The sequence below is a fragment of the Kocuria sp. WRN011 genome (genome assembly GCF_002295155.1).
In the GTDB taxonomy this organism is placed as follows: domain Bacteria; phylum Actinomycetota; class Actinomycetes; order Actinomycetales; family Micrococcaceae; genus Kocuria; species Kocuria carniphila.
In genome coordinates this window covers 181,312-203,868 of sequence record NZ_NSGI01000007.1, presented here as the reverse complement: position 1 = coordinate 203,868, position 22,557 = coordinate 181,312, and the positions used below count along the sequence as shown (strand labels likewise).

General features: G+C 63.8%; 18 protein-coding genes and 1 tRNA gene. 9 read left to right on the top strand and 10 right to left on the bottom strand.

Features of this window, described 5'->3' with window-relative positions:
* The first annotated feature begins 178 nt into the window (after window positions 1-178).
* Window positions 179-682, top strand: a complete 504-nt coding sequence (locus CKW39_RS11540) for a DUF3145 domain-containing protein (RefSeq protein ID WP_095798256.1) — start codon at window positions 179-181, stop codon at window positions 680-682.
* A 189-nt stretch (window positions 683-871) separates the two neighbouring features.
* On the opposite strand, the gene CKW39_RS11535 is transcribed toward CKW39_RS11540, so the two are convergent.
* The 6 genes from CKW39_RS11535 to aceE all read right to left on the bottom strand — a co-directional run bounded on the left by CKW39_RS11535 (window position 872) and on the right by aceE (window position 8,899).
* Window positions 872-2,134 carry a beta-ketoacyl synthase gene (locus CKW39_RS11535; protein WP_095798255.1) on the bottom strand — a complete coding sequence of 421 codons (1,263 nt, stop codon included), beginning with the start codon at window positions 2,132-2,134 and terminating at the stop codon, window positions 872-874.
* Between the two features lie 131 nt (window positions 2,135-2,265).
* A complete protein-coding gene (locus CKW39_RS11530) occupies window positions 2,266-2,511 on the bottom strand; it encodes an acyl carrier protein (RefSeq protein WP_016996935.1) in 246 nt (81 codons plus the stop codon).
* 152 nt (window positions 2,512-2,663) lie between these two features.
* On the bottom strand, window positions 2,664-3,731 hold the full coding sequence (locus CKW39_RS11525; protein WP_095798254.1) for a beta-ketoacyl-ACP synthase III: 1,068 nt from the start codon (window positions 3,729-3,731) through the stop codon (window positions 2,664-2,666).
* 63 nt (window positions 3,732-3,794) lie between these two features.
* Window positions 3,795-4,706 (bottom strand): ACP S-malonyltransferase, encoded by a 912-nt coding sequence (locus CKW39_RS11520; RefSeq protein WP_173674318.1) that lies wholly within the window; start codon window positions 4,704-4,706, stop codon window positions 3,795-3,797.
* Window positions 4,707-4,797: 91 nt separating this feature from the next.
* Window positions 4,798-6,033 carry a CdaR family transcriptional regulator gene (locus tag CKW39_RS11515; protein ID WP_095798252.1) on the bottom strand — a complete coding sequence of 412 codons (1,236 nt, stop codon included), beginning with the start codon at window positions 6,031-6,033 and terminating at the stop codon, window positions 4,798-4,800.
* A 127-nt stretch (window positions 6,034-6,160) separates the two neighbouring features.
* Entirely contained in the window at window positions 6,161-8,899 is a 2,739-nt protein-coding gene (gene aceE, locus CKW39_RS11510; protein WP_095798251.1) for a pyruvate dehydrogenase (acetyl-transferring), homodimeric type, read from the bottom strand.
* A gap of 333 nt (window positions 8,900-9,232) precedes the next feature.
* On the opposite strand from aceE, the gene CKW39_RS11505 reads away from it, so the two are divergent.
* Genes CKW39_RS11505 through CKW39_RS11495 form a run of 3 tightly spaced genes read left to right on the top strand, consistent with a single transcriptional unit; the run spans window position 9,233 to window position 11,068 of the window.
* Window positions 9,233-9,649 carry a DUF3052 domain-containing protein gene (locus CKW39_RS11505; protein WP_095798250.1) on the top strand — a complete coding sequence of 139 codons (417 nt, stop codon included), beginning with the start codon at window positions 9,233-9,235 and terminating at the stop codon, window positions 9,647-9,649.
* A 43-nt stretch (window positions 9,650-9,692) separates the two neighbouring features.
* Window positions 9,693-10,154, top strand: coding sequence for a peroxiredoxin (locus CKW39_RS11500; protein WP_095798249.1), 462 nt, complete (start codon window positions 9,693-9,695; stop codon window positions 10,152-10,154).
* A complete protein-coding gene (locus CKW39_RS11495; RefSeq protein WP_095798248.1) occupies window positions 10,154-11,068 on the top strand; it encodes a Sir2 family NAD-dependent protein deacetylase in 915 nt (304 codons plus the stop codon). Before CKW39_RS11500 ends, CKW39_RS11495 begins: the two co-directional genes overlap by 1 nt.
* Window positions 11,069-11,165: 97 nt before the next feature.
* On the opposite strand, the gene ppgK is transcribed toward CKW39_RS11495, so the two are convergent.
* Complete coding sequence (gene ppgK, locus CKW39_RS11490) at window positions 11,166-12,002, bottom strand: polyphosphate--glucose phosphotransferase (protein WP_095798247.1); 837 nt, start codon at window positions 12,000-12,002, stop codon at window positions 11,166-11,168.
* Window positions 12,003-12,074: 72 nt separating this feature from the next.
* Window positions 12,075-12,971, bottom strand: a complete 897-nt coding sequence (map, locus tag CKW39_RS11485; RefSeq protein WP_095798246.1) for a type I methionyl aminopeptidase — start codon at window positions 12,969-12,971, stop codon at window positions 12,075-12,077.
* Window positions 12,972-13,159: 188 nt separating this feature from the next.
* Here map and CKW39_RS15315 point away from each other — a divergent pair, with 188 nt between their 5' ends.
* The gene (locus tag CKW39_RS15315; RefSeq protein WP_143469992.1) at window positions 13,160-13,336 is read left to right on the top strand and encodes an SPOR domain-containing protein; all 177 of its coding nucleotides are present in this window, start codon (window positions 13,160-13,162) and stop codon (window positions 13,334-13,336) included.
* A gap of 68 nt (window positions 13,337-13,404) precedes the next feature.
* Here the strand turns inward: CKW39_RS15315 and panB are convergent, their stop codons facing one another.
* The gene (gene panB / locus CKW39_RS11480) at window positions 13,405-14,259 is read right to left on the bottom strand and encodes a 3-methyl-2-oxobutanoate hydroxymethyltransferase (protein WP_095798245.1); all 855 of its coding nucleotides are present in this window, start codon (window positions 14,257-14,259) and stop codon (window positions 13,405-13,407) included.
* Window positions 14,260-14,425: 166 nt separating this feature from the next.
* Here panB and glnA point away from each other — a divergent pair, with 166 nt between their 5' ends.
* Complete coding sequence (gene glnA, locus CKW39_RS11475) at window positions 14,426-15,769, top strand: type I glutamate--ammonia ligase (RefSeq protein ID WP_095798244.1); 1,344 nt, start codon at window positions 14,426-14,428, stop codon at window positions 15,767-15,769.
* Between the two features lie 11 nt (window positions 15,770-15,780).
* Complete coding sequence (locus CKW39_RS11470; protein ID WP_095798317.1) at window positions 15,781-18,852, top strand: bifunctional [glutamine synthetase] adenylyltransferase/[glutamine synthetase]-adenylyl-L-tyrosine phosphorylase; 3,072 nt, start codon at window positions 15,781-15,783, stop codon at window positions 18,850-18,852.
* A gap of 850 nt (window positions 18,853-19,702) precedes the next feature.
* On the opposite strand, the gene CKW39_RS11465 is transcribed toward CKW39_RS11470, so the two are convergent.
* A tRNA-Arg gene (locus tag CKW39_RS11465) sits at window positions 19,703-19,778 on the bottom strand.
* A gap of 299 nt (window positions 19,779-20,077) precedes the next feature.
* On the opposite strand from CKW39_RS11465, the gene CKW39_RS11460 reads away from it, so the two are divergent.
* Window positions 20,078-20,683, top strand: a complete 606-nt coding sequence (locus CKW39_RS11460; RefSeq protein WP_095798243.1) for a single-stranded DNA-binding protein — start codon at window positions 20,078-20,080, stop codon at window positions 20,681-20,683.
* Window positions 20,684-20,829: 146 nt separating this feature from the next.
* Window positions 20,830-22,512, top strand: a complete 1,683-nt coding sequence (gene ettA / locus CKW39_RS11455; protein WP_095798242.1) for an energy-dependent translational throttle protein EttA — start codon at window positions 20,830-20,832, stop codon at window positions 22,510-22,512.
* The last annotated feature ends 45 nt before the right edge of the window (window positions 22,513-22,557 follow it).

Genomic DNA, 22,557 nt, shown 5'->3' with positions numbered 1-22,557 from the left:
GCACACGTCCCTCCTGAACAATGGGTGCCAGCAGCCACGCGAGTTGATCCACCGGCCTCGAATCCGCGAGAAGGACTCATGGTGGCTGTGAAACAACTAAATGTGTCTGCGGTGGTGAACCGAAGAACTCCGTGCAGGGCGTTGGGGAAGACGTACCTACATGACGGAGGAACAGGCTATGTCTTCACCAACCACCCGCGGTGTGCTGTATGTGCACTCCGCACCCCAGGCGCTGTGCCCCCACATCCAGTGGGCTCTGGAGTCCGTTTCGCGACATCGAACGGATCTTGAGTGGACCCCTCAGAACGCCGAACCCGGTGCCATGCGCACCGAACTCGAGTGGTCCGGGGTCGCCGGTACAGGTGCCCTCTTGGCTTCCGCCCTGCGCACCCTGGGCCGCGTGCGCTTCGAGGTCACCGAGAACCCCAGCCGCGGCAACGATGGCTCGCGTTGGTCGTTCACGCCCGATTTGGGAATTTTCCATGCCACCACGGACGTAGCCGGCAATATCGTGGTCTGCGAGGACAGAATCCGCTACGCCTACGAGGCCGCCGCCGGAGATCCCACCCTGCTCCTCACGGAACTGTCGGTGGCCCTGGGTGAAGCCTGGGACGAGGAACTCGAACCGTTCCGCCACGCGGCCGAGGGCGCTCCCGTTCGCTGGTTGCACCGCGTCAGCTAGGACACGTTCACAGGAAACACGTCCCGCAGCGCCCGGAGACAACGCCTGAGTCGATGATGCTCGGGAGTTCCCGATGGCGCCCGCACCAGTAACGTACGTCAACGCCCCACGACAAAGAGCCCCGGCTCGCACCGCTTTCCGTCAGCGGTGCGAGCCGGGGCTCTTTGTTTCTCAGTCGGTAGCCGACTCCTAGACGGAGCGGAAGGCCGCCACGGAGTTGTGACCGCCAAAACCGAACGAGTTGGAAATGGCCACAATGTCACCCGAGGGCAAATCGCGGGCCGTGGTCACCACGTCCAGATCGATCTTCGGGTCCTGGTTGTCCAGGTTGATGGTGCACGGCGCAATCCGGTTCTTGAGCGCCAGGATGGTGAGCACACCTTCCACGGCACCGGAGCCACCCAGCAGGTGACCGGTCATGGACTTGGTGGCCGAGACAGCCATGCTGTCCACCTCGGAGCCGAACGCGGCGCGGAGGGCACCGGCCTCCGGGATGTCACCCACGGGCGTGGAGGTCGCGTGTGCGTTGACGTGCTTGATCTCGGAGGGCTCGAAACCACCTGAGACCATGGACTCCCGCAGTGCGCGCGCGGGGCCACCTTCGTCGCCGATGGCCGGGGAGGTAATGTGGTGCGCGTCCGCGCTGAGACCTGCACCGGCAAGCTCGGCATAGATCTTGGCGCCGCGGGCCTTGGCATGTTCCTCTGATTCCAGGATGCATGCTCCGGCGCCCTCGCCCATGACGAAGCCGTCACGGTCGATGTCGAAGGGGCGCGATGCAGCCTGCGGATCGTCGTTGCGACGAGACAGGGCCTGCATCGAGTTGAAGGCCGCGATGGTCACGGGGTGGATCGCACTTTCTGCGCCGCCCACGATGACCACGTCCGCCTTGCCCTCGCGGATCAAGTTGAGACCCTGGTAGAAGGCCTCGGTGCCTGAGGCGCACGCCGACACCGGGGTGATGGCGCACGCACGGGCCTTGAACTCCATACTCACGGACGAGGCATTGCCGTTGGGCATGAGCATGGGAACGGTCATGGGCTTGACGCGGCGCGCACCCTTGGCCTGCATGGTGTCCCAAGCATCCAAGAGGGTCCACACGCCACCGATACCTGTGCCGAAGGCCACGCCCACGCGGGTGGGATCCAGTTCGTCGCTGGTGTCCGCGGTGTCGCCGGAGAAACCGGCATCGTTCCAGGCTTCACGTGCGGCAGCCACGGAAAACTGTCCTGAGGGGTCCAGACGTTTGGCCTGGACGCGGGAAACCACGTCTTCCGACGGGGCGGGGGCGGTCGCGCCGATGCGGACCGCCAAGTCGTATTGTTCGACCCAGTCATTTTCCAGGGCGTGAACACCGGAGACGCCCTTGAGAGCGTTGGCCCAGGTTTCCTGGACGTTTTCACCGATGGGGGTGATGGCTCCCAAGCCGGTGACAACTACTTTGCGGGACATTATCTGCACTTCCTCGTGTCCGGGATCGCATGGGTTCCGGAGGCTGGCGGTGGCCAGGGGTCCGGTAGACGAAGCGCGGCGTGCGGATGACCCGTGAAGGGCCGCCCAGCACGCCGCGCTTCATCGAAGGCTCAGGCCTGAGCGTTGTCGATGAAGTTGACGGCGTCCTCGACGGTCTTGAGGTTCTTGACCTCTTCGTCAGGAATGGTCACGTCGAACTTCTCCTCGGCGTTGACCACGATGGTCATCATCGAGATCGAGTCGATGTCGAGATCGTCGGTGAAGGACTTGTCGAGCTGGACAGCTTCGGTCTCCAGGCCGGTCTCTTCGTTCACGATTTCTGCCAGGCCGGCCAGGATTTCGTCTTTGCTCGCCATGGTGGCTTCCTTTCTCTGGGGTCGCATCACGCGACCTTGCTATTGAACGACGACGCTCTGGTGAGCTGTCGCTGTGGTTCGCACCGATTCAACCGGAACGATCCAAGAACATAAGGTGTGCGGTCTAACCCTACGACACCTCACTGGCGGGTTTAGGGCAGCAGCACCACTTGGGCGCCGTAAACCAGACCCGCACCGAAACCGATTTGCAACGAGGGCTTTCCGGACAGTTCCGGGTGCTCCGCGAGCAGGCGGTGTGTGGCCAAGGGGATGGATGCGGCAGAGGTGTTACCCGCGTCCGCAATGTCGCGGGCGATGATGACCGACTCGGGCAGCTTGAGCACCTTGGCCATCTGATCGATGATCCGCATGTTCGCCTGGTGGGGCACGAAAGCGGCCAATTCCTCGGGAGCCAAACCTGCGGCGTCGAGCGCTTCCTGAGCGACGCGCGCGCCTTCCCACGAGGCCCAACGGAAGACCGTCTGGCCGTCCTGGCGCAGCGTGGGCCACAGGGTGGCGTCCGGGCGCATTTCGCCGGTCTCCGGGTCCGTGAGGTCCTTGGAGAAGGTGCGTTCGCCGCCCTGCTCCACCGTCAGGATGTCGGTGAGCGGGTGAGTCATGCGAATGGCGTCCCACTTGGAACCGTCCGAACCCCAGACGGAGGGACCAATGCCGGGCTCGTCCGAGGGGCCGATGACCGCAGCTCCGGCGCCGTCGCCGAGCAGGAACGAAATGGAACGCTCACCGTTATCGATCACGTCCGAGAGCTTCTCGGCACCGATCACCAGAACGTTGGTGGCCGCACCGGAACGCACGAGCGCGTCCGCCTGGGCGATGCCGTAGCAGTAACCGGCGCAGGCCGCCGAGACGTCGTAGGCAGCCGCCGGGGTCGCACCAATGCGATCCGCGAGCTTGGCCGCCAACGAGGGCGTCATGTACGGGAACGTCACGGTCGAGACGATGATCGTGCTCAACTGCTCGCCCGTGAGTCCGGCGTTCTCCAGGGCTTCACGCGCGGCGTGCTCGGCCATCTCCAGCACGGAGACTTCCTTGGGAGCACGCTTTCGGGTGTGAATACCGGTGCGCTTGACGATCCACTCGTCCGAGGACTCGATCCACTGGCACACGTCGTCATTGGTGACCGTCACGGAAGGACGGTAGGCACCCATACCCAAGATCTTGGAATGGGCGTTCGGGGTGTTCTGCTTAATGGTCGCCACGAGAGGCTGACTCCTTACTTGGTGCAAATCCGTTGCGTGCTGCTCGATGGCGAGGCACCGTTGTCAGCTCAGAATACTCCGGACCGCTTCAAGATCTTCGGGTGTGTTAACCGCGGTTGCTTGTGCAGATTTCAGGCCACGCTTGGCCAGCCCCGCCAGAGTGCCGGCCGGCGGAAGCTCGATGAGCTGCTCCACGTCCAGCTCGGCCATGGTGTCCATGCAGGCGTCCCAGCGCACGGGGCGACAGACCTGCTCCACGAGGGATTCGAGAACGTCGGTTCCCGAGGCGATGACCGAGCCGTCGAAGTTGGTCAACAACGTGTGGGCGGGGTCCTGCGGGGACAGCTGCGGAGCCAGCTCACGCAGCGGTTCCAGCGCGGGAGCCATGTGCTCGGTGTGGAAGGCCCCGGCCACCTTGAGGGGGATCACCTTGGCGCGGGCCGGGGGATTCTCCTTCAACGCAGCCAACTGCTCCAGGGTGCCGGCCGCAACGACCTGGCCACCACCATTGGCGTTGGCGGGGGAGGTGCCGGCTGCTGCGATGGCCTCGGCGACGTCGTCGGCCTTGCCGCCGAGAACTGCGGCCATGCCCGTGGGCGTTGCCGCGGCGGCCTTGGCCATTTCGGTGGCGCGAACCCGGACGAATCGCATGGCGTCCGCCTCGCTCAGTACGCCCGACAGAGCGGCGGCGGTTATCTCGCCCACGGAGTGACCCGCGAAGACGATGTCATCGCGGTCCTTGTAGGAGCTGGCCAGCAGCCGTCCGGCGATGAGTCCTGCCGCCACGATGAGCGGCTGTGCGACGGCAGTGTCCTTGATCGTTTCCTCGTCCGCTTTGGTGCCGTAATGGGCGAGATCCAGCCCGGCGGCCTCGGACAGTTGCGCTACATGCTCTGGCACACCGTCCACGGTCAGCCATTCGCGGAGGAAACCTGGTTTCTGGGAGCCCTGACCCGGGCAAACTACGGCAATCACCATCCTATTTCACCAAATCGTGACCGGATCGGGGGTGTTCTCGGCCACCAAGTGGTGTGTGCTGCTTTGTGCGAGTCCTACAAACCCACCCCTATTGGGGCGAGTTCAGGCGACCCGCGACCATGGCACAGTGCAGCACGAAGGCATCTCTGGGGATCAAGGGGTCCCACCCGGTGATGTCGCAGACCCTGCGCAGCCGATAGCGCACGGTGTTGGCGTGGACGAACAGTTCGCGAGACGTGGCCTCGAGAGAATTACCCACACTGAAGTAGGTGCTGAGGGTGTCCACCAGTCCGGTAGAGGAGCTGGACAGCGGTTCCCACACGGCGTCGACCATCGCTCGCAGGGCCAGTGGATCGCCGGACATGGCGCGTTCGGGCCACACGTCCTCGGAGTCCACCGGCCTCGGGGCCTGGGGCCACGCCGACGTCGCTCGGAACCCTGCCGACGCGCGGTCGGCGGAGTATTTCGCATCGAACACCGTGTCGACGGCGGGGCCGAAGACCACGGTCCCCTCACCGAACACGGACGCGAGTCTGGGAAGAGCGCGTCGGGGGTCCTCGACGTCACCCAGGACAAGCACCAGGCGATCGGTCTGGATCGAGACCAAGCACTCCGCGGCATGGCGGGTCGCGGAACGGCGGATCTTGTCCACACTGCCCGGCCCGGTGGTGGCCGGTGCCGTACCCACCATGACTGTGACCTGACCCTGATCCGTCCACCCGAGCGCGGCGACCCGGGAACGGATGGAATCCGAGCGGTCCCCGCGCAGGATCCCGTCCACCACGAGTGACTCCAACCGGGCGTCCCACGAGCCGCGGTTCTCGGCGGCCTTGGCATAGACGTCCGCGGCTGCAAAGGCGACTTCACGCGAGAAGCGCAGCACGGCCTCGCGCAATGCGCTCTCGTCACTGGGCTGCGCGAGCTCGGGAACTTTTTCCTCCACGACGTCCACCACAATGCGCAGGACCTGCAGCGCGTTCTGCAGGGAAATGGAACGGGTGAGTTCGGTGGGCGCCTGCTTGAAGACTTCCGTGAGCACCCAGACCGGCTCTTGCGGGTCCTCGTACCAGCGCACGAAGGAGGAGATACCGCGCTGAGCCAGGAGCCCGAGCTCGGAGCGTTCATCGGCGCGCAGCTGGGAGAACCACGGCAACGTAGTGCTCAGCCGTTGGACGGCCACGGTGGAAACCTGGCCCAGATTGGCCTTGAGATTGTCCAGGGTGCGCGGATGGGGGCTTCCGGCAGGTCGATTACGCAGGGGCCACGTCACACGTCGAGAGGAGCGTTGTCGTGCGGGAGCCGTGCCCTTGGAATCGGAAGCCATGGAATGAGGTTAGTGCATCCAAAACCCTGACGCCCGCCCACGGTTTCGTGAGCGGGCGTCAGGGTCGATTCCGGGTGACGGTTACCGGGAGCGTGTCCCGGGAACCGTCACCGTGCGGTCGGCGAGATCAGGCCTCGCCGCCGGCGTTGCCGGAGGTACCGGCGTTCGGGTTGAGCAGGTCGTACTTGTCGATCGCCTGGGCCGGAGCGGACCAGTCGACCTCACCGCGCTTGGCCAGCATCTCCAGAGTGCGCACCACCATCGAGTGAGCGTCGATGTTGAAGAAGCGACGAGCGCCGGCGCGGGTGTCAGAGAATCCGAACCCGTCCGCACCCAGGGATGCCCAGTCGTTGGGCACGTACTGCCGGATCATGTCCGGCAGGTCCGAGGCGAAGTCGCTCGTGGCGACGACGGGACCGGTGGCACCCGCCAGAGCCTGGGCCACGTACGGGGTGCGGGCACCCTCGTTGGGGTTGAGGAACGCTTCTTCCTCGGCGGCCTGCGCGTCGCGACGCAGGTTGATCCACGAGGTTACCGACCACACATCGGCGGAAACACCCCAGTCCTCCGCGAGGATCTTCTGAGCTTCGATGGCCCACGGCACACCCACACCGGAGGCGAGCAACTGCGCACGGGGACCCTCGTTCTCGGCCGGCTTGAGCAGGTAGATGCCCTTGACGATGCCCTCGACATCCACGTTCTCCGGCTCGGCAGGCTGGTGGATGGGCTCGTTGTACACCGTGAGGTAGTACATGACGTTGTGGTCCTCGTCGGCCGTGCCGTACATCTGCTCGATGCCGCGCTTGATGATGTGCGCGATTTCGTAGCCGTAGGCGGGGTCGTAGTGGATCACGGCGGGGTTGGTCGCGGCCAACAAGGGCGAGTGGCCGTCCATGTGCTGGAGACCTTCACCGGCCAGCGTGGTGCGACCGGCGGTCGCGCCGATGATGAAGCCACGCGCCAACTGGTCCGCTGCGGCCCAGAACACGTCACCGGTGCGCTGGAAGCCGAACATCGAGTAGAAGATGTAGAACGGGATCATCGGTTCGCCCTGGGTGGCGTAGGAGGTGCCCGCCGCGGTGAACGCGGCCACTGCGCCGTCCTCGTTGATACCCGGGTGCAGGATGACGCCCTGCTCGGACTCCTTGTAGGCCAGCATCAGTTCGCGGTCCACGGACAGGTAGTTCTGCCCGTTCGGGTTGTAGATCTTGGACGTCGGGAAGAACGAGTCCATACCGAACGTACGGGCTTCGTCGGGCACGATCGGCACGATGCGCTGACCGAAGTCCTTCTCACGCATCAGATCCTTGAGGATGCGCACGAACGCCATGGTGGTCGCGGCGAGCTGCTTACCGGAGCCCTTCTTCGCGGACTTGAACGCCTTGTCCGAGGGAAGGGTGATCTCCTTCTGCTCGTGCGGGCGGTCGGGGGTGAAGCCACCCAGTTCCTTACGCCGCTCGAGCATGTACTTGATCTCCGGCGAATCGGCACCCGGGTGGTAGTACGGCGCGCCGTACAGATCCTTTTCGAGCTCTTCGTCGCTGATCGGGATGCGCATGCGATCGCGGAAGGCCTTGAGGTCGTCCAGGGTCAACTTCTTCATCTGGTGCGTTGCGTTACGCGCCTCGAAGTGCGATCCCAGTCCGTAACCCTTGATGGCCTGGGCCAGAATCACCGTGGGCTGGCCCTTATGCTCCAGTGCTGCCTTATACGCGGCATAGACCTTGTTGTAGTCGTGAGCGCCGCGCTTCAGGTTCCAGATCTCGTCATCGGAGAGATCGGCCACCAATTCCTTGGTCTCCGGGGACTTGCCGAAGAAGTGATCGCGCACGAATCCACCGGACTCGGCCTTGTACGTCTGGTAATCACCATCGAGCGTTTCGTTCATGATCCGAACGAGGTCGCCGGTCTTGTCCTTCTCAAGCAGGGAATCCCACTCGCGGCCCCACACGACCTTGATGACGTTCCAGCCCGCGCCACGGAAGAACGCTTCGAGCTCCTGGATGATCTTGCCGTTACCGCGCACCGGGCCGTCGAGTCGCTGCAGGTTGCAGTTGACCACGAACGTGAGATTGTCCAACTTGTCGTTGGCGGCCAGCTGCAGCAGACCGCGGCTCTCTGGCTCGTCCATCTCGCCGTCGCCCAAGAAGGCCCACACGTGCTGGTCGGAGGTGTCCTTGATGCCGCGGTTGTGCAGGTAGCGGTTGAACTGCGCCTGATAAATGGCGTTCATCGGACCGATACCCATGGATACGGTGGGGAACTGCCAGAAATCGGGGAGGCACCGCGGGTGCGGGTACGAGGGCAGCCCCTCGGGAGCCTTGGTCTTCTCCTGGCGGAAGGCATCCAGCTGTTCCTCGGTCAGGCGCCCTTCCAAGTAGGCGCGAGCGTAGTTACCGGGGGAGGAGTGGCCCTGCCAGAAGATCTGGTCACCACCACCCGGGTGCTCGGGTCCGCGGAAGAAGTGGTTCAAGCCCACTTCGTAGAGGGTGGCCACGCCGGCGTAGGAGGAAATATGGCCACCCACCCCGATTTCGGGGCGCTGCGCGCGGTGGACCATCACGGCGGCGTTCCAGCGAATGAACGCGCGGTACCGGCGCTCGATCTCCTCGTCGCCGGGGAATTCCGGTTCCTGGTCCACGGGGATGGTGTTCACGTAGTCCGAGGTAGTCACCATGGGCACACCGACCGAATGCGCACCCGCGTACTGCAACATGGCGCGCATGATGTACTGCGCGCGTTCGGTGCCCTGAGTCTCGATCAGACCCTTGAAGGATTCGATCCACTCTTGGGTTTCCTCGGAGTTGGCGTCCTCCAGATTATTGGTCAAGCCACTGAGAATGTGGTGGTTGCTGGATGAAGACACTTCAACCTCTCTATCATCGGCTCCGTGAATCGGGGGTGGCCCGGCGAGGAGCGTCATCGGTGCCCGCTGTGGGACGTACCGCTTTGCTCTATATCGTGTCATAAATGGTCAGTGATCATACCGGCAGGCTCTGGTTCCGCGCGTCACATAGAAGTCGTCACAACAATTTGAATCCGCGCTTTCCATGCGGTGGAGCTTGAACGAGACTCGAATCCGGTGTTGTCTTGTATCGCACCGTTTATATGTTCGGTCCGGCACCCGTCGGCCACGACATCCGTCAGTGCATCGGCACTGTGGGCGGTTGCACGTCTACATCGAGAAGGAGTATATACGGTGAGCGAGGCAAAGGCCCCCGACGAGTCCGCGGTGGACCAGCTCAATTTTAAGGACGGCGACTACGTCCAGGAGTTCGGTTACGACGACGACGTCGACGCTCAGTTGCGGGACCAGATCGAAGCCACCATCGGCTCTGAGCTGTTCGATGACGAGGCCCAGGAAGTGGTGGACGCCGTCATTCTGTGGTGGCGCGACGGCGACGGAGACCTGGTGGACGAACTCGTGGACGTCCAGACGACCCTTGACGAGGGCGGTGTGGTCTGGCTGCTGACCCCCAAGGCCGGCCGCGAAGGCCACGTTTCCCCGGCCGACGTGCAAGATGCTGCCCCCACCGCGGGGTTGCACGTGACCACCACCGCGCGGGTTTCCGCGGACTGGTCCGTCACCCGGTTGGCACCCAAGCGCAATTTCTGACCATGTGCGCGATCACCCACCAGCCACGCCAGGAGCTGCTCCCATGATCTCCGTCGGGTCTTCCGCACCGGATTTCACCCTGCCCAACCAGCGCGGCACCGCGGCGACGCTCTCACAGCTGCGCGGCAACCCCGCGGTGTTGATCTTCTTCCCGTTCGCGTTCTCACCCGTGTGCACCAGTGAGCTGTGCTATCTGCAGGACCACCCCGAGGTGTTCGAGATGAGCAACGCCAAGGTGCTGGGGATCTCCACCGACAGTTCTTTCACCCTGGACGCTTTCGCACGCCAGGAATCCTATGACTTCGAGTTGCTGTCAGATTTCTGGCCCCACGGTAATGTCAGCCGGCGCTTCGGCGTTCTGTCCGAGGACGGCGGTTACGCCAAGCGGCAGACGTTTGTCCTTGATTCCCAGGGCGTGATCGTGGACGCTATCGAGTCCGAGGTCACGGAACCCCGGCAATTGGAGCGCCTCGAACAGGCGCTGGCCCAACTCGAGCAGCACTGATGCCCGTTCGGGTGATTCGCGCCGGCTACGGGGCGCCCCTGGACGCGACACAGTTTCCGGATCCTCATGCCCTCGATGCCGCCGCTGGACTGCCAGCGGCGGTTTCCGCGTTGTCGGGACGGCGGTTGGCGGTCCTCACGGGCGCGGGCGTCAGCACCGATTCCGGTATCCCGGACTATCGGGGCCCCGGGGCGAAACCACGAACGCCCATGACCTACCAGCAATTTATGGGCTCGAAACGGATGCGTCGTCATTACTGGGCGCGTAACCAGTTCGGATGGCACTTCGTCGCCCAGGCTAAACCTTCCGAGGCGCACGCGGCCCTGGCGGAATTGGAACACCGGGGCTCGCTCTGCGGAATCATCACCCAGAACATCGACCGGTTGCATCAAAAAGCCGGATGTATCGACGTCCTGGACCTGCACGGCACCCATCAACGGGTGATCTGCACCCGTTGCCGCTCCACCATTCCCCGTGCGGTGTTGTCGGATCGCTTGGATGCGTTGAATCCCGGGTTCTACGACGACGTCGCCACGCGCCACGACATCGAATACGCGCCGGACGCGGACGCCACCATTGAACACACCGAGCACTTCAACATCCTGGACTGCCCGGTGTGCAGCGGGATCCTCAAACCCGACGTGGTGTTCTTCGGCGAGAACGCGCCGGCGGAGCGGGTGCGTTACGCAAAACTGGTGGTCGACAGGGCCGAGGCACTTCTTGTCGCGGGCACGTCATTGACAGTCAATTCCGGCAAACGGTATGTGCGTCGGGCGGTGAGCAACGGGATTCCCGTGGTCATCGTCAATCACGGGGTCACGGGCTCCGATCACCTGGCCACGGTCAAGGTGGACGCGTTCGTGGGCGGGTTCCTGCGATCGCTCACAGATGAACTGCTCCGTGGTGTTGATTGAATCGCCAGAGCTACATAAACTAGAACACGAAGATCCCGTTGGGACTGCGGAGGGGAAGCCGCGGTACCAACGGGATTCTTTGCGTTCGGGGTTCGTGCTACTTCTTCTCGGGGTCGATCACTGCCTTGGCCGCCTGTGCATCACGGCACTGCTGGGCCCACAGGGCAGCACCCACGATTCCCGCGTTATTGCGCAGTGAGGCAATCTCTACCGGGGTCTTCAGGTCCAGGTACGGCACGAACTTCTCGGAGTTCTTGGACACACCGCCGCCTATGATGAACAGGGACGGGGAGAACAGGAACTCCACGTGGGAGAAATACCGCTGCAGTCGCTTCTTGGCCCATTTCTTCCATGGTAGATCCTCGCGTTCGCGAGCCGCCGCCGATGCCTGGGTCTCGGCGTCGTGGCCGTCGATTTCCAGGTGGCCTAGCTCGGCGTTGGGAACCAGCTGGCCGTTGAGGATCATTGCGGATCCGATGCCGGTGCCCAGGGTGATGACCATGACCAAACCGGTCTTGTCGCGGCCCGCGCCGTAGTACGCCTCCGCCAACCCGGCGCCGTCGGCGTCATTGAGAGCCTCCACTTCACGGCCCAGGGTTTCGGTCATGAGCGCATCCACGTTGGTGTTGATCCATGACTTGTCCACGTTGGCGGCCGAGAGCGCCACGCCGTCCTTGATGATGGCCGGGAACACGATGCCCACGTGCGAGTCCGGAGCCGGGGCGTCGGGGCGGGACTGCAGTTCGTCCACGATCTGCTTGACCACGGTGGCCACGGCCTCCGGGGTGGCCGGCTTGGGCGTGGGGATGCGGAACCGGTCGCCCACGAGCTCCCCGGTCCTGAGATCGACGATCCCGCCCTTGGTGCCGGTACCGCCGATATCAACTCCGATGCCGAGCGTCGAAGGGGCCTTCGAAGGGTTGGTGGGGCTCATGAACGGTCCTCTCGGTTCACGGTGAAACCAGGTGGTCAGGGGCAGTGTTCTACCCCCGAATGTGCGGTTAGTTTACGGCAGGGTGAGTACGTCCACGCCGTCTTCTGTCACAGCCATGGTGTGTTCGAATTGGGCGGTGCGGCGCTTGTCGGACGTGGTGATGGTCCAGTCGTCCTCCCACTGGTCCCACGCAATCGATCCCAGGGTGAGCATGGGCTCGATCGTGAAGATCATGCCCGGCTTCATCTCGGTGCTGTAGCCGGGGGCGGCGTCGTAATGCGGGATGATCAGCCCGGAGTGGAACTCGCGCCCTACGCCGTGACCGGTGAAGTCGCGGACCACGCCGTAGTTGAAGCGCTTGGCGTACTTCTCGATGACCCGACCGATCACGTTGATCTCGCGGCCCGGGCGGACGGCCTTGATCGCGCGGTTGGTGGCTTCGCGGGTGCGTTCCACCAGGAGCCGGGAGTCCTCGTCCACGTCGCCCACCAGGAAGGTGGCGTTGGTGTCGCCGTGCATCCCGTTCTTGTACGCGGTGACATCCAGGTTCACGATGTCCCCGTCCTCGAGCACGGTGGAGTCCGGGATTCCATGACAGATGACCTCATTGAGAGAGGTGCAGATCGACTTGCGGAAACCGCGGTAGTCCAGGCACGAGGGGTAGGCACCATGATCGCACATGTACTCGTGGGCGATGCGGTCCAGCTCGTCCGTGGTGACTCCCGGCTGCGCCGCGGCACCGGCCAGTTCGAGGGCGCGGGCCGCAATGCGACCGGCTTCGCGGACCAGCTCGATCTCCTCCGGGGTGTACATGTTGGAGTCATTGCCTTCATTGGCATCCATGCGGCCCACATATTCGGGGCGGGTGATCGAGGCGGGGACCGTCCGTGAGGGTCCGATGATCCCCGGTTTGAGGTCCCCGACGGGAGCGGTGGATCCGGGAGCTGGGGCCAGGTTGTGCGATGTCACGGTGGGTCGTTGCCTCCAACGGGTTGAAACGAAGGGCAGCTGCCGGGCGGTATGCGGGCACTGCGCGGGTCTTGGCACTAGCCTAATCCTTAGACGCTCGGAGCAGAGCCGGGCAGAGGTCCTGGGTTTCACGTCCCGTGGATTGAACTGTCGAAGGGCGCGCAGCGCCGTGAGAGTGAGGGAATGTCATGGCTGAGTACTGGTACAACCTGTACACCAAGCAGGTCGAGGAGGGGCCTAAGGACGACTATCGCCAGCTCATGGGGCCGTATGCCACTCGTGAGGAAGCTTCGCGTGCGCTGAAGACTGCCGCGGAGAACACCAAGCGCTGGGACGATGAGGACGCCGCCTACAAGGGCGAGTGACGCCACCTTCCGCACATGCCAATGGCCCGGACGTCAACGTCCGGGCCATTGCATTGTCTGGATCGAGGTCAGCCGCGGAAGCTGTGCTCCTCGGCGGGGAACGTGCCGGACTTCACCTCGGCCACGTAGCTGCCCACGGCGTCACCGATGGTCTCGGACAGCTGGGCGTACTGCTTGACGAATCGCGGCATGCGTCCGGTCCTCAGCCCCAACATGTCTTGCCACACGAGCACCTGACCCGTGGTGGAGTTGCCGGCACCGATGCCCACGGTGGGAATCGAGAGGATGTCCTCGACCTCCTCCGCGGCGTCCGCGGAGACCATTTCAAGGACCACGGCGAAGGCCCCGGCCGCCTGCACGGCTTGAGCATCGGCAATCAGCTTGGCGGCGGCGTCGCCCTTGCCCTGGACCCGGTAGCCACCCAGCGCGTGTTCGGACTGGGGCGTGAATCCCACGTGGCCCATCACGGGAATGCCCGCCCGCACCACGGCGGCCACGTGATCGGCCAATTCCTCGCCGGCCTCAAGTTTCACGGCGTGCGCGCCGGTTTCTTTCATGATGCGCACCGAGGTGCGAACCGCTTGTTCGGGGGATTCCTCGTAGGAACCGAAGGGCAGATCCACGACCACAAGAGCGCGCTGAGTTGCGCGAGCCACGGCGGCGGCCAAGGGGATCATCTGGTCGACGGTGACCGGGATGGTGGTTTCGTAACCCAGCACGTTGTTACCTGCGGAGTCTCCCACGAGCAGGACGTCCACGCCGGCGCCGTCGAAAATGGCTGCCGTCAGGGAGTCGTAGCTGGTGAGCATCGCGAATTTCTCACCCTGCGCCTTGGCACGCTGCAAATGCACCGTGCGCACGCGGGTCACCTCACTCAGCGAGGGGGTCGTCGAGGCCTGGTCTGACTGGGGCGTAGCGGTCATTGCTCCAGGGTACCGCCGGCGACGCCGCACGCCCCGGGAGCTCGTGCGTCGCGTCTGCGTGTGGGTACCTGCCGTTAGAGTTGGGGTAGCGGCTCACCTGTGACGGGGACGTCACGGTGCCGCGACCACATCCGCAACACGGTCGAGATACCCGAGGTGGCTCCACATGGATCGGCAGCAAGAATTCGTTTTGCGAACCATTGAGGATCGTGACGTGCGATTCGTGCGTCTGTGGTTCACGGATGTCGTGGGAACGTTGAAGTCTGTCGCGCTGGCTCCCGCCGAGGTCGAAGCCGCGTTCGATGAGGGCTTGGGCTTTGACGGCTCGTCGATCGAGGGACTCTCACGCGTCTACGAATCCGACATGCTGCTGCAGCCGGACCCCTCCACGTTCCAGTTGCTGCCGTGGCGCGGGGACGATGAACCCACCTCCCGTATGTTCTGCGACCTCAAGACCCCTGACGGTGAGCCCTCCGCCTCCGATCCGCGTGGCGTGCTCCGGCGAGTCCTGAACAAGGCCGCGGACATGGGCTTCACGTGTTACACCGCCCCGGAGATCGAGTTCTACCTGCTGCGATCCTCGGAGCTGGATCCCAAGACCGGTGAACCCACCCCCGTGGACTACGAAGGCTATTTCGATCACGTCCCCGGCGGCGTTGTACAGGATTTCCGCCGCACCGCGGTGAATATGCTCGAGTCCGTGGGGATCTCCGTGGAGTTCTCCCACCACGAGGCCGGGCCCGGCCAGAACGAAATCGACCTGCGCTACGCGGATGCGCTGCAGACCGCGGACAACATCATGACGTTCCGCACGATCGTCAAAGAAGTGGCGTTGTCCCAGGGCATCTACGCGACCTTCATGCCTAAACCGTTCTCCCGCCAGCCCGGTTCGGGCATGCACACCCACTTCTCCCTCTTCGAGGGTGACACCAACGCGTTCTACGAGGCCGGCGCGGAGTTCCGACTGTCCAAGACCGGCCGGCACTTCATCGCCGGCTTGTTGCGCCACGCACCCGAGTTCACCTCCGTGACCAATCAGTTCGTGAACTCCTACAAGCGACTCTGGGCCGGTGACGAAGCACCGTCCTACATGTCCTGGGGACACAACAACCGCTCGGCCCTGGTGCGCGTACCGCTGTACAAGCCGGACAAGGTGCAGTCCTCCCGCATCGAGTACCGCGGCATCGACTCCGCGACCAACCCGTACCTGTCTTACGCCGCGCTACTGGGTGCCGGTCTCAAAGGCATCGAGAACGAGTACGAGCTGCCACCGGTTGAAATGGACGACGTCTTCGCCATGAGCAGTGCCGAACGCCGTGCAGTGGGCCACCAGCCGTTGCCCACGAGCCTGCACGAAGCCATCCGCCAGACCGAGGAATCGGAATTCATGGCGGAGCTGCTGGGCGAGCAGGTCTTCGACTACTTCCTGCGGAACAAGCGCCGCGATTGGGACAACTACCGGGTGGAGGTCAGCCCCTACGAGCTGCGTACCAACCTGGGAATCCTGTAGGCGTGGGGGCCATGGGGGCAACGGAAGGAACTGCCAAGGAACGCGCGGAGAAGATCTCGGCCAAGCGGCTGATCTCCATCGGGTTCGCGGACGTCACCAACGCCAGGCGCTGGCTGGGCTTCCGTGAACTCGACGACGTCGATCTGGAGCTGCTGCTCGACGGGCTGGCCCATGCCGCGTCACCGGATGCGGCGTTGCAGTTGATCGTGCGTTTGATCGAACAGCATCCGGAGATCGCGAAACGGGTCAACGGTGATCCGCGGAAGTCCGAAACCATGTTCCGCTTATTGGGTGCCTCCGAAGCCCTCGGTGAATTCTTGCTGCGGGCCCCGCACAACCTGGATCTGCTGGATATCGAACCCCAGGACAAACCCGGTCATGACAACGCGGACGTCTTCCGGGACGCCCTACTGGAATCGGTCGGCGCGGATCCCGAGTCCGAAATTCCCACCGCCACCGAAACCGGCGCAGAAGCCTACAAGGCGCTGCGGGTCGCGTACCGGCGGGGCATCACCAAGGTGGCCATTCGCGACGTCGGCGCGCTGGATCCCGTGGACTACATGCCGTCCGTGGGCCGACAGCTCGCAGATCTGGCCGGAGCCGCCATAGAGGCGGGTTTGGCCGTGGCCCGCGCGGAGGCCAATGAACAATGGGATCAATCCCTGGTTGATCAGGTGCGCTTGGCCGTGATCGGAATGGGCAAGTGTGGTGCCCGCGAGCTGAACTATATTTCCGACGTGGACGTGGTGTACGTCGTCGACGTCAAGGCCGCTGACCAGGGCGAGGCGCCGGACGAACAGCTGGCTACGGAGATTGCCACGAGTCTGGCCTCCGGCATGGCACGCGCAATCATGACGTCCGGTCCGGAGCCGGCGCTGTGGGAAGTGGACGCCAACCTCCGGCCCGAGGGCAAGGACGGGCCACTCGTCCGCACGCTGGATTCGCACGTGCGCTACTACAAGCGCTGGGCCAAGTCGTGGGAGTTCCAAGCATTACTCAAGGCCCGAGCCATTGCCGGCGACAGCGAGCTGGGGGAGCGCTACGAGGACGCCATTGCACCGTTCGTGTGGTCCTCTGCCGAGCGCGAGGGATTCGTGGAATCCGTCCAAGCCATGCGACGACGAGTCACCGACAATATTCCCGAAGCAGACCGGGACCGCCAGATCAAGCTTGGCCCGGGTGGTTTGCGCGATGTCGAATTCACCGTGCAGTTGCTGCAGCTCGTGCACGGTCGCAGCGATGAAACCGTGCGCACCAAGGCCACCACCGATTCGCTCGTGGCGCTCTCCGCCGGTGGGTACATTTCCCGCAGCGACGGTGAGGAATTCCACCGCAGCTACCGGTGGCTGCGCCTGCTCGAGCATCGCATCCAACTGTTCCGGATGCGCCGTACCCACCTCATGCCGCGGGACGAACGGGAACTGTCCGTGGTCGCGCGCTCCGTGGATGGCGCGGGGGAGAACCGTCACCCGACGGGCAAGGTACTCACGGAGGACTGGACCAAGGTCAAACGCACCGTGCGCACCATGCACGAGCGGATTTTCTACCGCCCCATGCTGGCTGCGCTGGCCAACGCACCCACGGATACGACGCTCACCACCGAATCCGCGCTGGACCGCTTGGCGGCCCTGGGTTATCAGGACACCAAGGCGGCCATGCGTCACATCGAGGCGCTGTCCCGTGGGGTCAGCCGACGTGCGGAGATCCTACGAACTCTGCTGCCGGTGTTGTTGGACTGGATCGCGCAGGGTGTGGACCCGGACGCCGGTCTGCTCAACTTCCGGAAAATCTCCGAGGCCATGGGCAACACCCCATGGTTCCTGCGCCTGCTGCGCGACTCGAACGCCGCAGCCGAGCGACTGTGCCAGATCCTGTCCAGCTCCCGGTACGTCTCGGACCTGCTGGAAACCTCGCCGCAGGCAATTGCCTGGCTGGGTGATGATCCGCAGTTGCGACCGCGCGCCCTGGATGAACTCGCCAAGGAAATGCGCACCCAGTTGCAACGGCACCCCGAGCCCGAGGAGGCCATTCGCGCCATCCGGCAAATTCGACGCCGCGAACAGTTGCGCATTGCGCTCGCGGACACCAGCGGTTTGGCTTCGGTCGAATCGGTCGTGACCGGGCTGTCCAACGTGGATCAGGCCACCGTGATGGGGGCTCTGTACATTGCGCAGCGAGAGCTCTGCGAGGGCGATGACAAGGAGAACCTGGCCGATCTGATGGTCGTGGCCATGGGTCGTCAAGGTGGCCGGGAGATCGGATACGGGTCGGATGCGGACGTGATGTACGCCTTCGAGCCGCGCGACGGAGCCGAATCCAGCGATGCACGTTCCCAGGCCGAGAAGATTTTCGCGCGCATGGTGCAGCTGCTCAAGATGCCGTGCAAGCCGCCCATCATTGCCGAGCGCACGTTGGAGATCGACAACGATCTGCGGCCCGAGGGCAAGCAGGGTCCCATGGCTCGCTCGGTGGAGTCCTTCGCCCAGTACTACGACCGGTGGGGTCAGACCTGGGAGTTCCAGGCGCTCACGCGGGCTCGATACATGGCGGGCAACGAGGACGTCGCCACGGCGCTCGTTCGAGTGTTCGACCGTTTCCGGTATCCGGCGGATTTCACCGACCGTCAGCTCATCGACGTGCGCCGTATGAAGGCCCGCGTGGAGAGTGAACGCATGCCGCGCGGTGCAGACCCCAATCGCCAGCTGAAGCTCGGTCGTGGCGGGCTCTCGGATGTCGAGTGGCTGGTTCAACTGCTGCAGTTGCAGCACGGTCACAAGGTCGAGGGCCTGCGCACCACATCGACCCTGGCTGCGCTGGAAGCTGCGGTCGAGGCCGATCTCTTGGCACCCCAGGACGCCCAGGTGCTCAAGAGCGCGTGGACACTGGCGACGGCCATCAGAAACGGCAACGTATTGCGCTCGGGCCGTTCCTCGGACTCCGTGCCGTCGCGTCGTGTGGACCTGGAAGCCGTGGCCCGGTGGATCGGGTACGAACCCGGTTCGGCATCACAGCTGGAAGAGGATTACCTACGGATCACCCGGCAGTCCCGCACCGTGTTCGAGCGGGTGTTCTACGGGCACTAGGCGTGTGCTCTCTTGGCATTGCGATTGCGATTGCGATTGCCATTGACGTTGGGATTGGCATGGGCAGTCGCATTGGCAATAGGCGTGGACACTCGCAGAGGCAAGAGGCAAGAGGCAAGAGGCAAGAGGCAAGAGGCAAGAGGCGATGAGGTCTGTGGCAACGTAGCGCGCGCACGCCGGGGGCTGATAGAACCATCTGCAACACCTGAGGGGCCGGTGGAACCCTTCCCACTGGGAAAAAGGGTTCCACCGGCCCCTCAGACGTATCTGCAGGATTTTTCGGCGCTTGGCGGCCGGAGGTGCCGACACGAGTCGACGGTGAGACCCTGGCCCGGGCAGCCGGTGCATTTCGGTCGACGGTAGGACCCGGGCCGAAGACATCGGTGCAAACTGATCGACAATAAAGCCTCAACTCTTTCGATTCTTGGCTCCACGGTCAATCAGAATGCGTGGGATCAGTCATCGTGGTTTCGGCGTCGATCAGAATGCGGGGGATCAGTCATCGTGGTTTCGGCGTCGATCAGAATGCGGGGGATCAGTCATCGTGGTCCCGACGTCAATCAGAATGCAGACACGCGGCTCGGGCAGCGGAATCGCAGGGTGGGCGACACCCGGGGTACGTGGACCCAGGTGGCTGGCACAAGACAGAAGACACAAGACACAAGACTCAAGTCAAAGGACACAGACCGAAACGCACTGGGCACTGAGCACAAGGCGCGAGATATTGGGCTTGGGGTCCGGACGCACGCTAGGCGTTACCAGGACCGCCAACCACATCCGGGGGGCCGCTGGATCCCTTCCCACTGGGAAAAAAGGTTCCAACGGCCCCTCAGATGTATCGGCAGGTTTTTGGTGCCCCGAGAGGGAATCGAACCCCCGACCAAGAGATTAGAAGGCTCCTGCTCTATCCACTGAGCTACCGAGGCGGAGCGCGTGAAGCGCCAATACAGTGTAGCAACGCTTGGGCCGCTGGCTCACGTCAGAGACCGGCTCGGACCATGTCGTTGGGCGGTTATGTCCTGGCCTGGGGACATCAGCCACGGCGCTTGCACTGCACAGCTGGCGCCCAAGAGCTCCATCACCCCGTTCATCCACATTTGGGGGATCTGCTGGATCGGCAGCGCATCACGAGAGGCACGGTGGAGACACCCCTCATTTCTGGGGCACCGGTTCCGTCCTCGCCGTTCCACGAGCCGCGGGGATGGCTCACCCGAAGGAGCATCCCATGCCTGAGCACATCACCCTCCGAGGATTCGTCGGCAAAGACCCCGAGTCCCATCTGTTCGACGACGGCACCGTTGCCGCGCGCTTCCGCTTGGCCACCACCACACGCCGTTTCGACGCGGAGAAGAACACGTGGGTGGATATCAGCACCAACTGGTATTCCGTACGGTGCTTCCGCGGATTGGCCATGCACGTGATGAACAGCGTGCGCTGCGGGCAACCGGTCATCGTGACCGGAAAGCTTCAGATTCAGGAATGGATGTCGGACAACGGCCCGCGCACCACCGTGCAGGTCGACGCCACAGCCATCGGCCATGACCTCAACTTCGGTACGGCCAACTTCTCCCGCATTGGTGGTCAGGGCCAACGTCCGCATAATGCAGCCGGCGGAGCAGATGAAGCCACCCAGGATGAAATCGGCGCCAAGATCGCGGGACTCGAGGACAACGAGCGACTGGACGCGCACGGTCACGGAGAAATCATCCAATCCGATCCCGACGACACCTTCACACCCTTGAGTGATCTGACCCAGGGCCTGGACGCCGATGAGGACTCCGTGGAGGAGGATTCCGAGGAGCGCACCCCGGTCGGAGTGGGGAGCGACTGAAAACGAACCACCCAAGACATCAGCCGCGCGTTACCGGGGCCCACGTGTGACCCCGGTAACGCAACGGAGCGGCGTCGTCGGGGGAGCTGCGCGCTGGGAGTTGAACGTGGCTGGAAGAGGCGCGCGGGCGCGGTAGCCTGGAGGGTATGGCGGAATTCATTTACACCATGTCCAAAGCCCGCAAGAAAGTGGGCGACAAAGTCATTCTGGACGATGTCACCATGTCGTTCTACCCCGGCGCCAAGATCGGCGTTGTGGGTCCCAACGGTGCTGGTAAATCGACCATCCTGAAGATCATGGCTGGCATCGACCAGCCCTCCAACGGCGAGGCGCGGCTGACCCCCGGTTACTCCGTGGGCATCCTGCTGCAGGAGCCGCCGCTGAACGAAGAGAAGACCGTTCTGGGCAACGTCGAGGAAGGCGTTGGCGAGATCAAGGGCAAGCTCGATCGCTTCAACGAGATCTCCGCCGAAATGGCCGAGCCCGACGCTGACTTCGACGCGCTCATGGAAGAAATGGGCAAGCTCCAGGAAGAGATCGACGCCGCGAACGCGTGGGACCTCGACTCCCAGCTCGAGCAGGCCATGGATGCGCTGCGCTGCCCGCCGCCCGAAACGGACGTGAAGGTCCTTTCCGGTGGTGAGCGTCGTCGTGTCGCGCTGTGCAAGCTGCTGCTGCAGAAGCCCGACCTGCTGCTCCTCGATGAGCCCACCAACCACCTGGACGCAGAGTCCGTGCTGTGGCTCGAGCAGCACCTGGCTGCTTACCACGGTGCCGTCCTGGCCGTGACCCACGACCGGTACTTCCTGGATCACGTGGCCGAGTGGATCTGTGAGGTCGACCGCGGTCGCCTGTACCCCTACGAGGGCAACTACTCCACCTACCTGGACACCAAGGCCAAGCGCATGGAAGTCCAGGGCAAGAAGGACGCCAAGCAGGCCAAGCGTCTGAAGGAAGAACTCGACTGGGTGCGCTCCAACGCCAAGGGTCGTCAGGCCAAGTCCAAGGCGCGTCTGGCGCGCTACGAGGAAATGGCCTCGGAAGCCGAGAAGACCCGCAAGTTGGACTTCGAGGAAATCCAGATCCCGCCGGGACCCCGCCTGGGCAACCTGGTGATCGAGGCCGAGGACCTGGTGAAGGGCTTCGGCGATCGATCGCTCATCAAGGATCTCTCGTTCTCCCTGCCGCGCAACGGCATCGTGGGCGTGATCGGCCCCAACGGTGTCGGTAAGTCCACGCTGTTCAAGACCATCGTGGGCCTGGAACCACTCGACGACGGCGAGCTCAAGGTGGGCGACTCGGTCCAGATCTCCTACGTTGACCAGAACCGCGAGAATCTCGACCCGGAGAAGACCCTGTGGGAGGTCGTCTCGGACGGCCTGGACTACATTAACGTGGGCAAGGTCGAAATGCCGTCCCGCGCGTACGTCTCCGCGTTCGGCTTCAAGGGCCCGGATCAGCAGAAGAAGGCCGGTGTGCTCTCCGGTGGTGAGCGCAACCGCCTCAACCTGGCGCTGACCCTCAAGCAGGGCGGCAACCTGTTGCTGCTGGATGAGCCCACCAACGATCTGGACGTGGAAACCCTCGGTTCCCTGGAGAACGCGTTGCTGGAATTCCCCGGCTGCGCCGTGGTGGTCTCTCACGATCGTTGGTTCCTGGACCGCGTGGCCACCCACATCCTCGCCTGGGAAGGTACCGAGGAGAACCCGGACAACTGGTACTGGTTCGAGGGCAACTTCGAATCCTACGAGGAGAACAAGATGGAGCGTCTCGGCCCGGAGGCCGCACGTCCCCGTCGCCTCACCCACCGTCGCCTCACTCGCGACTAAGGGCGAGCACCAGTTCGACGACGCCGCCCCGGCACCTTTCGCACG